Genomic DNA, 13,491 nt, shown 5'->3' on the forward strand with positions numbered 1-13,491 from the left:
GTCAGTGGCGGGGTGGGGGCGCTGAACTACAGCCTGTACGGCTCCGACAGCAGCGGGGACATGTCCGGCAAGTATGGCGTCATTCACATGAACGCCGATGGCAGCTACACCTACACCCTGACCAGCGCGCCGACCGTGTACGGCCTGGGTACCACCGAAACGTTCGCCGTGGTGACCACCGATAGCGTCGGCAACCACGTCGCCAGCACCTTGACCATCAAGATCGTCGACGACCAGCCCCACGCCTACGCCGATGGCGCGTCCATCATCGAGGGCCAGACCGTGCGCGGCAACGTGCTGGCCAACGATGTCTCCGGCGCCGATGGCTTCTTTGGCGTGGTAGGGGTGAAGGCCGGCGGCGACACGTCTGCCCCGGTCATCGGCGGCACCAATACCGTCGTGCAAGGCCTGTATGGTTTCCTGGTGATCACCGCCGATGGCAGCAGCCTGTACCATGCCAATGCCAACGCGGCGGCCCAGGGCGCTGTCACCGACACCTTCACCTACTCCGTGGCGGACAAGGATGGTGACATCAGCACCACCACCGTCACCATCGACATCGGCAGCAGTGGCCTGCACCTGGAGCCTGGTAATGGCCCGGCACTGACCGTGGCCGAAGCCGCGCTGGACCTGAACCAGGACGGCAAGGATCTGGCCCCCGGCACCGTGGTGGGCAGCGACCCCGACTCCACCGCCGAAACCGCGAGCGGCTCTTTGGTGGGCTCTGTCTCGGGCGGTGTCGGTACCATTACCTACAGCATCGACGGCGCCCAGGGCGGGCTGGTTCACACCCAGTACGGGGTTATCCAGCTGAACGCGGATGGCAGCTATACCTACACCCTGACCTCAGCGCCCAAGACCGACCCTGCGGCCAACAACGGTAATGACTACACCACTGACAGCGTCACGTACCGCGCCACCGACAGCCAGGGCAACACCATCACCAACCAGTTGGTGATCGCCATCACCGATGATGTGCCTCAGGCGGGGGCCATCGATCGGGTAGCGATCGCGCCCGAGGTCAACTCCAACGTGCTGCTGGTGATCGACGTCTCAGGCAGCATGGATGACCCGTCCGGGGTCGGCAACCTGTCGCGCCTGGACCTGGCCAAGCAGGCCATTGGCAAGCTGCTGGACCAGTACGACGGCATGGGGGATGTGAAGGTACAGATCGTCACGTTCAGCAATGGCGTGACCATCCCCAGCAACGTCTGGGTCGACGTGGCCACGGCCAAAGCCTACGTCGCCACCTTGCACGCCAATGGCGGCACCAACTATGACTACGCGCTGGGCGGTGCCGAGACTGCGTTCACGGCCAACGGCAAACTGGTGGGCGGCCAGAACGTGGCCTACTTCTTCTCTGACGGCAACCCGACGTTGTCCAGCACCCATCCGACCTCCGGCGGCGCGCAGTCGGGGAACGAGACCAACCCCAACCTGGGCGATGGCATCGACACCACCGAGGAGAAAGCCTGGACCGACTTCCTCAGCGCCAATGATATCAAGGCCTATGCCATTGGCCTGGGCAACGGCGTCGATAGCCAGTACCTGAACCCCATTGCCTATGACGGCACCACCGGCACCAACACCAATGCCACCGTGGTCACCGACCTCAACAACCTCAGTGGCGTGCTCAGCAGCACCGTGCACAGCGTGGCGCTGACCGGAAGCCTGTTGACCAACGGCACCTTCGGCGCCGATGGCGGTTTCATCAAGTCGATCACCGTGGACGGCGTGACCTATACCTATGATCCCAAGGCCAATAGCGGCGAAGGCGGCATGACCGTGACCGGCACGGCCAGCCATGGCACGTTCGACACCGCCACCAACAGCATCAGCGTGGCCACCAACCACGGCGCCACGGTGGTGGTTGACATGGACACCGGTGCCTACACCTACACGTCCGCTTCCAGCGGTGGTACCACCACCTTCACCGACAAGGTGACCTTCGTGCTGGCCGACAACGATGGCGACCTGTCCAGCCCGGCCGACCTGAGCGTGACCGTGACGCCGAACTCGCCCCCGGTAGCGGTGGCCGACCATGTGATCACCAACATCCTGTCCTCCACCATCATCGTGCCCAGCGAGGCACTGACGGCCAACGACACCGATGCCAATGGCGACCCGCTGACCGTGGTCAACACCGGCTTTGATACCGGCTGGGCGCCCAAGGGAGCGGACTTCACAGCCACCTCGGTACAGACGATTCAGTTCAATGGCACCAGCAACACCAGCAGCAACCAGGTCAAGACCATCGACCGCAGTGACTTCAACATCAGCACGGGCAACATGACGGCCCTGCTGGTGGTCAGCGGTTTCCTCGGCACCCTGGGCTTCAACAACAGTGCCAACGCCAGTGACACCCTGACCGTGCACTTGAAGGCCGGCGAGAGCCTGAACCTGGCCGATACCAGCAACAGCCACCTGAACATGACCTGGCAACTGGGCAATGGCGCCACTACCACCTTGGGTGACGCCGGCGTGCTCACGGCCACCACCGACGGTGACTACACCATCCACATCAGCCACGCCACCAACCATACCGGGGAAACGGCCTATACCCTGGCCATGAACATCAACTACGCCGGAGCGGCCAACTACACCCCGGACCTGCCGGCCACCTACACCGTCAGCGACACCCACGGCGGCAGCGATACCGCGGCGGCCACCATCACCTACCAGGACGGCCATACCCTGACCGGCACCGCAGGCGATGACATCCTGATCAGCAACGACAGCGGCAGCACCTTGCTGGGCCTGGCGGGCAATGACTTCATGATCGGCGGCAAGGGCAACGACACCTTTGACGGCGGCACAGGCGTCAACACCGTCAGCTACCACGCGGCCAAGGGCCCGGTCACCGTGGACCTGAGCATCACCACGGCCCAGGACACCGTCAGCGCTGGCCATGACACCTTGAACAACATCCAGAACCTGATCGGCTCCGATTATGGCGACCATTTGACCGGCAACGCCCAGGCAAACGTCATCACCGGTGGCGTGGGCAATGACGTGATCAATGGTGGGGGCGGCAACGACACCCTCATCGGTGGGCTGGGCAACAACACCCTGACCGGCGGCGACGGTGCCGATACCTTCAAGTACCTGGCAGGCAACAGCGGGCACGACACCATCACCGACTTCACCGTAGGCACCGACAAGCTCGACCTGTCGCAACTGCTGCAAGGTGACGGCGCCACGGCTTCGACCCTGGATGACTACCTGCACTTCAAGGTCACTGGCAGCGGTTCGGGGCTGGTCTCCAGCATCGACGTCAGCACCACCGCCGGCGGCGCGGCCAGCCAGACCATCGACTTGCAAGGGGTGAACCTGGCCAGCCATTACGGGGTAACCCCAGGCAGTGGCGGCACGGTTTCGACCCATGACACGGCGACGATCATCAGCGGGATGCTGGGGGACCATTCATTGAAGGTGGATGTGGCGTGATCGAGGCAGCAAGCTGAAAAAATCCCGCCTTCTGAGGCGGGATTTTTTTCGGCCCCCTGGTGCGGCGGGGCTACCTGGCGAAGCGCCGCCGCGGTCCGTCCGGCACACTGCGGTGCCCGCTTCCCGAGCTGGCGCTCGGTCCCACAGGGGTGAGCGGAGGCGGCGTTTGCTCTGTGGGACCGGGCGAAGCTCGGGAAGGCCGCGCCACGGTCTAGCGGGTACACCGCGCCATCCCCTAGCCCGACCCTGTGGGGAGGCCGAGTGTCCTACGGGCGTTCTCTCAAACCTGCGCGGCGGGCGCGCCGATCAAGCGGCCCATCGCGCCATGCAGCCCTAGCTCCTTGAGCACTTCCAGCTCACCCGCCGTTTCCACCATCTCGGCAATCAGCGGCATGTCGATGCTGTTGGTGGCGCGGTAGATGGCTTCGATGAACAAGCGCTTGTCACCCTGCTGATCGATGGCGCGAATGTAGCTGCCGTCGATCTTCAGGTACGCCAGGCCCAGGTGCGTGAGGTTGCCGATCTGGCTGAACCGCCCGCCGAAGTGCTGCAGGCCCAGACGGTAACCGGTGTCACGGATGGCCTGGCTCAGCGCCTGCAGCTGCTCAGGCGGCGGCAGGTGATGCTCGTCGGCCTCCAGCGTCAGCAGGTGCGCCTGGCCGGGGTTGGCCTTGAGCAGGTCCAGAATCGGGGTCAGGTACTCCTCGCGCCGCAAGGTCGTGCCGGACAGGCTCAAGGCCAGGGGGTGAGGGTGTTCCTGCAAGTAGTCCAGGGTGTGTTCGAGCATGGCCAGGTCAAACCGCGCCGACCAGCCCAGCCGTTCGATCCAGGGCAGAAAATGCCCGGCCGCCACGGCCTGCCCTTCGGTGTCCAGCAGCCGTGCCAGGACCTTGTGGTGCAGGATCTGTCCGGGTTCGGCACACGGCACCACGGGCTGGAAGTACAGCTTGAGCTTGCGCTGCTGCAAAGCTTCGTCGATCCAGGCCCGCCACTGGTTGGGGTTCTGGATCGGGGCGCCATTGAAGTGCGCCAGCACCGACCAGGCCTGCGGCTGGTTCTGGGCCTCGGTAAGCGCCTGGTCCAGGTGCATGTATACCGTGTTCGGCGCTTCGCCCGGTTTGTAGGCCACGGCCCCGATGTGCGCCACCGGCGTGCAGTCGCTGGCCCCCGTGAGGTAGAAATTCTGCAACTGGCGGCTGAGGTCGTCGGCCAGCCCCCGCGCGTCGTCGGCGGTGATTCCCGGCGCCAGCAGGCTGAACTCGCCGCCGCGGTTGCGCGCCGCCGTCCAGCGGCTGCGTCGGGGTTCTTGCAGCAGTTGCTTGAGGACTTCGCCCACCTCGGTGATCAGCCCATCGGTACGCTGGCCGCCCAGGCGCTGGTTGAGGCCGGCCAGGTCGTTGACCCGTACCATCAGCACAAAACCTTCGCTGTTCTGTTCGGTGACGATCAAGTGGTTGGTCAACTGGGTGTCGAACAGCCGGCGGTTGGCCAGCCCCGTGAGGCTATCCTGATAAGACTCTTCACGCAGCTTCTCGCTGCGCGCCGCTTCCTCGGCGAACAGCGCCTTGAGCTTTTCCACCATCTGATTCATCGCCAGCACCACCCGGCGCAGCTCCGGCGTGCGCGGTATGCGTGGCAGGGTCAGGAACTCGCGGTGGCTGATGGCGTTGGCCTGGTTCACCATGTTGTCCAGCGGACGCAATTGCTTGCGTAGCAGCCAGCCACCGAAAATGGCGCTCAGCAGGCCGCACAACGCCAGCCAAGCCAGGCTGCCGATGGCGGTCTCCCACAGTTTGGCCAGGGCGAACTGCGGGTTGCTCTGTACCTCCACGCGCGCCGCCTGCTCCCAGCCGCGCATCACCAGGGCGTCCCCACCCTGAGGGCGCAGGTTCACCAGGTCCACGAACCAGCCGGGCACCTCGCCTGTGCCCGGCTCGGCGGCACGCTCTACCAGGGTGCTGTTGTCGGCGAGGTTGACCACCCGAATGCGCGAGAAGTAGCCGCTATCGAAGATCGACGACACCATCAGTTCGACCATCGCCGGGTCGTCCACGTGGGGCGCCAGGGACAGCCCCAGGGCAGTCGCCGCATCCTGGGCGTGGGAGCGCAATTGGCTCACCAACTGCTCGCGCGAGTTTTCCAGCCCCACGAAAAAACTGCCGCTGAACGCCACGACCAGGAACAGGCAGATGGCCAGGAACAGTTGCTTGAGTAAAGACATCGGGCACTCCTATCCGTCGCCAATGGCAAAGCCTTCGGCTCTCATTTTCTGCAGCACATCCTGCCAGCGGGACAGCTTCTTGCTGTCACTGGTTCGGGCATTGGCCGAGGCGCCTGGCATGTACACGCCCTCGGCGTTGAAGGCATACACCGGCAGCAGGTCCTTGCGCTGGGACGCAGGCCTGATATCGGGTTTCAGATTGTCCAGCACCAGGGGGTCGGAACGGTCCGTGGCGTAATACGTCAGTACCATATGCGCCTGGTTCAGCTCCAGCGCCTTGACGTAGGTGATGCGCAGCTTGTCGGCTGACACACCCAGGCGGCGCAGGCTGAAATACTTGGCGATGGCATAGTCTTCACAGTCCCCGGCGCCTTTCCACAAGGCTTCCAGGGGCGTTGCCCAATAGTCTTCGACGTGCCACACGGTCATGTCGTCCTTGAACGCCATCTGGCGGTTGAAGAAGCTGTTGACCAGCGCCAGTTTCTCCAGCTCGGGCTTGTCGCCGCTGGTCTGCAGCAGCGTGGCCCAGGCCTCCATGCGTCCGCGCGCCGAACCCAGCCCGCCGTAGCGCTGCTCGGCCTTGCTGATGATCTGCGCAAAGTCCCAGTCCGCCCAGTTCTGCCCGGCCACGCTCAACGACAGGCAAAGGGCTACCCAGCCGAGCAGGCGCCATAGCCTGGGCGAAGGCCATCCTTGTCGACGCGGGCTAAGGGGCATGCGGGGGGACTCTGTGTTCAGTGGACAGAGTTTAGGAGATGGCGAACGGACAGCACAGCGGCGGGGGAATATATTTTTGCTCGGGCAGGTGGCGGTTGCATGACCGCGTACTTCCCGGCCCCACAGGGGAGGGGGCCGGGGATCGGCTCTGGGGCCGAAAACGATCAGTGATGGCGCGGCTTGAGAATCGCCGGTTTCTCGTCCGGGGCATTGCACAGCAGGTACAGGGCGGTCAGCGCTTCCGGGATCTGCACGATCATGTCGTCCTGCAGGTTGGCGTCGGCGGCGATGTCGGCGAATTCAGGCTGTTCGTCGAACAGGCCCGAGCCCACCATGATCGGCAACAGCATTTCGCTGACTTCATCCTCGGCGGTCTCGAACCAGGCGGCTTCGCGCATGAACACGCCTTCCATGAAACCGATGCACCAGCCGCGCAGCTCGGAATCGTCCGGCTCTTCGGTCAGGTCCAGGTCGCAGGGCAGCTCGAACTCCTCGTCGCTGGCCAGCTGGCGGGCGATATGGGCTTTGAGGGCCACCAGGGTGCCTTCGATCTCTTCACGCTGGGCGGCATCAGTGTAATGCGGCTCTTCGGCGAACAGGGCGTCGATCCACTCGCGCTCCGGAACTTCCTCGGAACAGACCGACAGCGCTGTCAGATAGCCGTGAGCGGCCACGTAGTCCAGCGCTTCATCGTGCAGGTCATCGGCATCGAGAAAGGCTTGCAGGCGGTTCAGTTGCTCAGCGAAGGACATTAAAAGGCTACCTTGAAGAATTTACGATAGTGAATTCTAGGCCTTGTTAGGCCTACTGCGCCACCCAAGCCTGTAAAACATGGCCTTATCAGCGGCGCCCTGCACAGGCGGGTGCTCGGGTATAATGCGCCGCTTTGGCCGTTTCACGCCCTGAAAGGTTGCCCTGGCAACGGGCGCTTACGCATTTTCGCGTGAAACGCGCGCGTTTTTCATCCAGCCTTGGGCCCGGATGGTTCTGCGATATTTGGAGTGCATATGCTCGAACAGGCTCAACGCGTCCTTAAGGACATCTTCGGCTACGACAGTTTTCGGGGTCGCCAGGGTGCCATTATCGAACGCGTGGCCAGCGGCGGCGATGCCCTGGTGCTGATGCCCACCGGCGGCGGCAAGTCCTTGTGCTTCCAGGTGCCCGCGCTGCTGCGCCCGGGCCTGGCGGTAGTGGTCTCGCCGTTGATCGCGCTGATGGACGACCAGGTCGCCACCCTGGAGGAACTGGGCGTGGCCGCGGCCGCGCTGAACTCCACCCTCAGCGCCGAGCAGCAGCGCGACCTGGCCGCGCGCATTCGCCGTGGTGAAGTGAAGATGCTCTACCTGGCCCCCGAGCGCCTGGTGCAGCCACGCATGCTCGACTTCCTGCGCAACCTGGACATTGCCCTGTTCGCCATCGACGAAGCCCACTGCGTGTCCCAGTGGGGCCACGACTTCCGCCCCGAATACCTGCAACTGGGGCAGTTGGCCGAACAGTTTCCCCATGTGCCGCGCATCGCCCTGACGGCCACCGCCGACAAGCGCACCCGCGAGGAAATCGTCACCCGCCTGCACTTGCAAGACGCCGAACGTTTTCTGTCCAGCTTCGACCGGCCGAACATTTTCTACCGCATCGTGCCCAAGGAAAACCCGCGCAAGCAGTTGATGACGTTCCTGGCCGAGCGGCGCAGCGACGCAGGCATCGTCTATTGCCTGTCGCGCAAGAAAGTCGATGAAACCGCTGCCTTCCTGTGCGAACAGGGCTTCCCGGCCCTGTCCTACCACGCGGGCCTGCCAGCCGACACGAGGGCTCAGAACCAGAAGCGCTTCCTCAACGAGGAAGGCCTGATCATGGTCGCGACCATTGCCTTTGGCATGGGCATCGACAAACCCAACGTGCGTTTCGTGGCCCACATGGACCTGCCCAAGTCGCTGGAAGCCTATTATCAGGAGACCGGGCGCGGTGGCCGTGACGGCCTGCCGGCCGACGCCTGGATGGCCTACGGCCTGCAAGACGTGCTGATGCTCAAGCAGATGCTGCAGAACTCCGAGGGTGACGAGCGGCACAAACGCGTGGAGCAGCACAAGCTCGACGCCATGCTGGCCTTGTGCGAGGAAACCCGCTGCCGCCGCCAGGCGCTGCTGGCGTACTTCGATGAAGACATGCCCAACCCCTGCGGGCATTGTGATAACTGCATGGACGGCGTGCAAACCTGGGACGCCACCGAACCGGCGCGCCAGGCGCTGTCTGCGATCTTCCGTACTGGCCAGCGCTATGGCGTCGGCCACTTGGTGGACGTGCTGCTGGGCAAGGACACCGAAAAGGTGCGCAATTTCGGCCACGAGAAACTCTCGGTGTTCGGCGTGGGCAAGGCCCGTGGCGAGCACGAGTGGCGTTCGCTGTTTCGCCAATTGGTGGCCCGCGGCCTGGCTGACGTCGACCTTGATGGCTACGGCGGCCTGCGCCTGAGCGACACCTGCCGGCCGCTGCTGCGCGGTGAAGTGACCTTGCTGCTGCGCCTGGAGCCCAAACCGCAAAAAGGGGCGAGCACCAAAGGTGCAGGGTCTGGCAGCCCTGCCAGCCAGCTGGTGCGGGCCGAGGAACGCGACCAGTGGGAAGCGCTGCGTACCCTGCGGCGCAAGCTCGCCGAAGAGCACAGCGTGCCGCCGTACGTCATTTTCCCCGATTCCACCTTGCTGGAAATGCTGCGCAGCCAGCCAGGCAGCATGGCCGAAATGGCCCAGGTCAGCGGCGTGGGTGCGCGCAAGCTGGAGCGTTACGGCGAAGCGTTCCTGGCCGTGCTCAACGGCGGGGCAGAGGAGGCGCCTCGGGCGGTGGCCGACATTCGCCACGAGCTGATCAGCCTGGCGCGCGCCGGCATGACCCCGGCGCAGATCGCCGGCCAGCTGCAATGCACCGAGAAGAATGTCTACACCTTGCTGGCCGAGGCCATCGGCCAACAGCAATTGTCGTTGGAGCAGGCGCTTGATCTGCCCGAGGACCTGATGGGCGAAGTGCAGGATGCTTTCCTGGACGGTGAGGGCGAGTTGCCACCGGTCAGTGACGTGGCGCCGCTGTTTGCCGGCAGGGTACCGGAAGGCGTCCTGTACTGCGTGAGGGCGGCGTTGCAGTCCGAATTTGAAATGTAAGGTGTTTCACCGATGCTTTTGTATATATAGGAATACAAAAACGTTCAGGCATGAGTCTTGCCTCTTGATCAAGGCCATGATTAGCTCACTAATAGTTAGTTTTGTCCTTTTACCATGAGTCGCTTATGCCGTTGACTGACCAACACCGTTTCGGAATGCAGCTAGCCCAGATGTCCAGGGGCTGGCGCGCGGAGCTGGACCGCCGCCTGGCTGGCCTGGGCCTGTCCCAGGCGCGCTGGCTGGTGCTGCTGCACCTGGCCCGCTTCCAGGAAACCCCTACCCAGCGCGAGCTGGCGCAAAGCGTGGGGGTCGAAGGTCCGACACTGGCGCGCCTGCTCGACAGCCTGGAAACCCAGGGCCTGGTCCAGCGCCAGGCCGTGCTGGAGGACCGTCGGGCGAAAAAGATCGTGCTGTGCGAGCCGGCCCGGCCGTTGATCGAGCAGATCGAAACCATTGCCAACGCCTTGCGGGCCGAGCTGTTCGTGGGCGTGGACGAGGCCGAAATGCGCGTGTGCATGCGCGTGCACCAGCAGATTCTGGACAACCTCGAGAAAAAATCCTGAGCACCCGGGTAACAGAGGCTTTGAGAAAGGGCGGTTCGCCGTCTATAACCAGAATGACAGGAAGCCGGTTCCTAAAAGGGATTCTCATGCTAGAGCGTTCGTGGCCCATGTGTTTCGGGCCGTTCTCCAGACCGATCACCACTGCCCTTTTGGCGGCCGTTTTGGCCGGCACCGCTTCCCACGCGCAAGCGCTGGGCCTGGGTGACATCACCCTGCACTCGTCGCTGGGGCAACCGCTCAACGCCGACATCGCCCTGGTTGATGCCAAGGGATTGGATGATGCAGACCTGTCGGTGGCCCTGGCCACGGCGGAGGAGTTCGCCCGTGCGGGCGTCGACCGCGCGTTTTTCCTCAACGACCTGCGCTTTCAGCCGGTGTTGCGCGGTGATCGCACCTTCATTCACGTCAGCAGCACCAAGGCGGTTACCGAGCCCTACCTGGATTTCCTGGTTCAGTTGAATCGGCCCAGCGGCCAGTTGCTGCGCGAGTTCACCGTGTTGCTAGACCCCCCTGGCACCGTGAACCTGCCGCCGGCGCCGAAGCTGGATGACATCCCCGTCAGCAGCATCGCCAGCGCCGCCAGCGTGCCGGCACGTGCCAGCGCGCCGAAAGTGGCAGTGCCACTGCCACCTGCCACCCAGGGCAAACGCCTGGATGTGCAACGCGGGGACACCTTCTGGAGCATCGCCAAGCGCTTGCAGGCGGCAGGTACGCCAACGCCGGGCAATACCCTGGTGCGCGACCTGCGGGCACTGAACCCGGGCCAACTCAAGGCCGGGCAGACCCTGCTGTTGCCCGATGTCGCCATTGTGCCTGGCGCTGCCCCTGCGGTGCCCGCCGCACCGGTTGCCGCGCCGGTACCCACCCCCGCGCCTGCGCCAGCCCAAGCGGTACCGGCCCCTGTGCCCACGGCGGCGGACAGTACGGCCCAGCCGGCCCCGGTCGCGCCCGTGGCCGATCCCGGTGCGCAGCCCCAGGTCCTGCAAGAAGATATTGATGAACTCAACGCCAAGCTGCAGGCCCTGCAGGCACAGGTGAGCGCCAAGGACCAGCAAGTGCAGCAATTGCAGAACCAGCTGGCCCAGGCCCGTGCTGCCCGCGCGCCTGCCCCCGCCTTGCCGGTGGTGGATGACAGCGGCGATGTCCCTTGGCTGCCGATTCTGGGCGTGGTCCTGATCCTGCTGCTGTTGGCCGGCATGGTCTACAACCGCCGCCGCCAGAAAACCGTGTTGCTGGCCCCGGCCGTGGTGTTCGACAAGCCTGACCCTGACGTGCTCATCAAGCCGGCCCAGGAAGACGTGGTTCCTGCGTGGGAACTGACCGAAGACGAGCTGTCGCCTGCCCCTCGGCGCGAAAGCGGTCCCGCGACGGACGCCCTGGACGGTGCCAGCATCTACATTGCCTACGGCCGCTTCAACGAAGCCACGGCCATCCTGCGCGAAGGCCTGCAAAAGGAACCTCACCGCACGGACTTGCGCCTGCGTTTGCTGGAGGTGCTGGGCCAGCAAGGTGACGTCGCCGGTTTCGCCGAAGAAGAAAAGGCCTTGCTGGCGCAGGATTTCAGCGCCGAGAAAATCGACGCCATTCGCGAGCATTACCCCAAGTTGCAGCCTGCACCGCAGCCGGTGGCAGCGCCGTCGCTGGCGGCCGTTGCCGCCGTGGCCCCGGCCATCGCAGAAGCGCCCGTGGAGCCGGCGACAACAGCCCCGTTGGAAGATTTTCAGCTCAACCTGGACGATCTTTCCATGGACGCCGACTGGGACCTGGTGAGCCCATTCGACCCAGCCCCCGCACGCAAACCGGGCGATGCACTGCCGGACGCTGCTGAACCGGTTACCCAGGAATTCGCCAGCAACCTGAAGGAATTCCCGGACGTGTACGAGTTGCCTGATGAACAGTTTCTCAGCGACTTCGCCGAAGAGCCGCAGGCTGAAGAAGACAAGCCGGCTGATGGCCTGGATGACGCCTTCCTCGACAACTTCGTGGCCGGTGCCGACCTGCCGGAGCTGGACGCCCTGACCGTCGACTTCGACGCGCTGGACACGCCGCAGGAGTCCGCGCAGAAGCTGGAGCAGGCCCAACACTGCATCGACCAGGGTGACATGCGCAGCGCCGCAGACCTCTTGCACGAAGTACTGCGCGAAGGGGACGATGCCTACAAGCAGGTAGCACGTCAGCTGCTATCGAAAATTGCCTGAGGTCGTCATGAGCCAGCATCGCCCCCACATCGTCATCACCTATTGCACCCAATGCCAATGGCTGTTGCGCGCCGCCTGGCTGGCCCAGGAACTGCTCAGTACCTTTGCCGACGACCTGGGCCGTGTGGCCCTGGAGCCTGGCACTGGCGGCGTGTTTCGCATCACCTGCGACGACGTGCAAATCTGGGAGCGCAAGGCCGACGGCGGCTTTCCCGAAGCCAAGGTGCTCAAGCAGCGCGTGCGCGACCGCATCGACCCGCAGCGGGATTTGGGGCATAACGACCGGTAAATTGTACAGGGGGCCTGCAGGACCGGGCGAAGCTCGGGAAGAGGGCAACCCCAGGCTACAGCCATACCGCATCCCACAGCACATAGTCCCCGACCCTGGTCACCAACCCCGCCCTGATTGGGTTGGCAATCACATACCTTGCCAGGTGCTTGAGGTTTTCATCACGCCTCAGAGCATGATCATGAAACCCTTTCTGCCACAGGCTGCCTGTGCGTCCTGTAGCGGCGTTCACCGCCAACGCTGATCGCGCCTTGACCCTACACACCATCTGCGACAGATCACCGGAAACCAACTCCACCAACCAATGCAGATGGTCTGGCATCAGTACCCAGGCAATGCTGCGCACGGTTCCCCGTTTTTCCTCTGCGACAATTTCCCGAACTACCAGCCTGCCGGTTGGCCAATGGGCAAAAACGCGTTCGCGGGCCTTGGTAGCGGTAGTAATGAGATAAATTCGCCCCGGTTCGGAAAAACGTCCGGTGCGTAAGCTGTGCAGGTGGTAGATGGGCATGTCCGTTGCCTCGTAATCATAGGGAACGGTTACCTTATCGGAAGGACGCGGCGGACGCTGCCTCGTTGGTTTTCGGGGTGTTTCCAGGGGTTCCGCAGCGTTCTTTTCCCGAGCTTCGCCCGGTCCTACACGGACTGTGGGTGTGTTGTAGGACCGGGCGAAGCTCGGGAAGCAGGCGCCGCTTATCTACCGGTAATGGTGAATTCCATCAATCGCCGCATCCACCAACGGCTTGGCCAATTCCACCAGATGGAACAGCGACATGGCCTGCTTGCGCTCATGGCCCTGCAGGCCGTCGGCGTGTTCGTAGGTGCTGCTGGCAAGGCAATCGAGCAGGTGGGAGGCATGCATCAGCGCCTCCTCGGTAGGCAGGCCGGGCCGCACGGTGAAGAGGGT

General features: G+C 64.0%; 10 protein-coding genes. 5 read left to right on the forward strand and 5 right to left on the reverse strand.

The features are described 5' to 3' along the window. Positions 1–3,447: type I secretion C-terminal target domain-containing protein (locus tag QBK88_RS29890; RefSeq protein WP_277964909.1), on the forward strand; the 3,447-nt coding region annotated here is incomplete at its 5' end. Positions 3,448–3,727: 280 nt separating this feature from the next. Here the strand turns inward: QBK88_RS29890 and lapD are convergent. The 3 genes from lapD to QBK88_RS29905 all read right to left on the reverse strand — a co-directional run bounded on the left by lapD (position 3,728) and on the right by QBK88_RS29905 (position 7,137). Then, complete coding sequence (lapD, locus tag QBK88_RS29895) at positions 3,728–5,668, reverse strand: cyclic di-GMP receptor LapD (RefSeq protein WP_277964910.1); 1,941 nt, start codon at positions 5,666–5,668, stop codon at positions 3,728–3,730. A gap of 9 nt (positions 5,669–5,677) precedes the next feature. Next, positions 5,678–6,385: a cysteine protease LapG gene (gene lapG / locus QBK88_RS29900; protein WP_277964911.1), complete on the reverse strand. Its 708-nt coding sequence runs from the start codon at positions 6,383–6,385 to the stop codon at positions 5,678–5,680. Between the two features lie 164 nt (positions 6,386–6,549). Then, a complete protein-coding gene (locus QBK88_RS29905; RefSeq protein ID WP_268149389.1) occupies positions 6,550–7,137 on the reverse strand; it encodes a YecA family protein in 588 nt (195 codons plus the stop codon). A gap of 255 nt (positions 7,138–7,392) precedes the next feature. On the opposite strand from QBK88_RS29905, the gene recQ reads away from it, so the two are divergent. From recQ to QBK88_RS29925, 4 genes are all read left to right on the forward strand, one after another. Beyond that, a complete protein-coding gene (gene recQ / locus QBK88_RS29910) occupies positions 7,393–9,534 on the forward strand; it encodes a DNA helicase RecQ (RefSeq protein ID WP_277964912.1) in 2,142 nt (713 codons plus the stop codon). 125 nt (positions 9,535–9,659) lie between these two features. After that, positions 9,660–10,097, forward strand: a complete 438-nt coding sequence (locus QBK88_RS29915; RefSeq protein ID WP_268149393.1) for a MarR family transcriptional regulator — start codon at positions 9,660–9,662, stop codon at positions 10,095–10,097. An 86-nt stretch (positions 10,098–10,183) separates the two neighbouring features. Continuing rightward, on the forward strand, positions 10,184–12,295 hold the full coding sequence (locus tag QBK88_RS29920; RefSeq protein WP_277964913.1) for a FimV/HubP family polar landmark protein: 2,112 nt from the start codon (positions 10,184–10,186) through the stop codon (positions 12,293–12,295). Between the two features lie 7 nt (positions 12,296–12,302). Continuing rightward, positions 12,303–12,584 (forward strand): SelT/SelW/SelH family protein, encoded by a 282-nt coding sequence (locus QBK88_RS29925; RefSeq protein WP_277964914.1) that lies wholly within the window; start codon positions 12,303–12,305, stop codon positions 12,582–12,584. A 55-nt stretch (positions 12,585–12,639) separates the two neighbouring features. On the opposite strand, the gene QBK88_RS29930 is transcribed toward QBK88_RS29925, so the two are convergent. Both QBK88_RS29930 and QBK88_RS29935 read right to left on the reverse strand, forming a co-directional pair. Further along, positions 12,640–13,095, reverse strand: coding sequence for an REP-associated tyrosine transposase (locus QBK88_RS29930; RefSeq protein WP_268149399.1), 456 nt, complete (start codon positions 13,093–13,095; stop codon positions 12,640–12,642). A 186-nt stretch (positions 13,096–13,281) separates the two neighbouring features. Then, on the reverse strand, positions 13,282–13,491 hold a 210-nt coding region (locus QBK88_RS29935; protein ID WP_277964915.1), incomplete at its 5' end, for a DUF6124 family protein.

Origin of the sequence: Pseudomonas sp. RIT-To-2, from assembly GCF_029623465.1 — a bacterium.
Classification (GTDB): Bacteria; Pseudomonadota; Gammaproteobacteria; order Pseudomonadales; family Pseudomonadaceae; genus Aquipseudomonas; species Aquipseudomonas silvicola.

Excerpts from the sequence above, each read along its gene's own strand:
- lapD (WP_277964910.1), bottom strand. The coding sequence starts at position 5,668 with ATGTCTTTACTCAAGCAACTGTTCCTGGCCATCTGCCTGTTCCTGGTC.
- lapG (WP_277964911.1), bottom strand. The coding sequence starts at position 6,385 with ATGCCCCTTAGCCCGCGTCGACAAGGATGGCCTTCGCCCAGGCTATGG.
- QBK88_RS29905 (WP_268149389.1), bottom strand. The coding sequence starts at position 7,137 with ATGTCCTTCGCTGAGCAACTGAACCGCCTGCAAGCCTTTCTCGATGCC.
- recQ (WP_277964912.1), top strand. The coding sequence starts at position 7,393 with ATGCTCGAACAGGCTCAACGCGTCCTTAAGGACATCTTCGGCTACGAC.
- QBK88_RS29915 (WP_268149393.1), top strand. The coding sequence starts at position 9,660 with ATGCCGTTGACTGACCAACACCGTTTCGGAATGCAGCTAGCCCAGATG.
- QBK88_RS29920 (WP_277964913.1), top strand. The coding sequence starts at position 10,184 with ATGCTAGAGCGTTCGTGGCCCATGTGTTTCGGGCCGTTCTCCAGACCG.
- QBK88_RS29925 (WP_277964914.1), top strand. The coding sequence starts at position 12,303 with ATGAGCCAGCATCGCCCCCACATCGTCATCACCTATTGCACCCAATGC.
- QBK88_RS29930 (WP_268149399.1), bottom strand. The coding sequence starts at position 13,095 with ATGCCCATCTACCACCTGCACAGCTTACGCACCGGACGTTTTTCCGAA.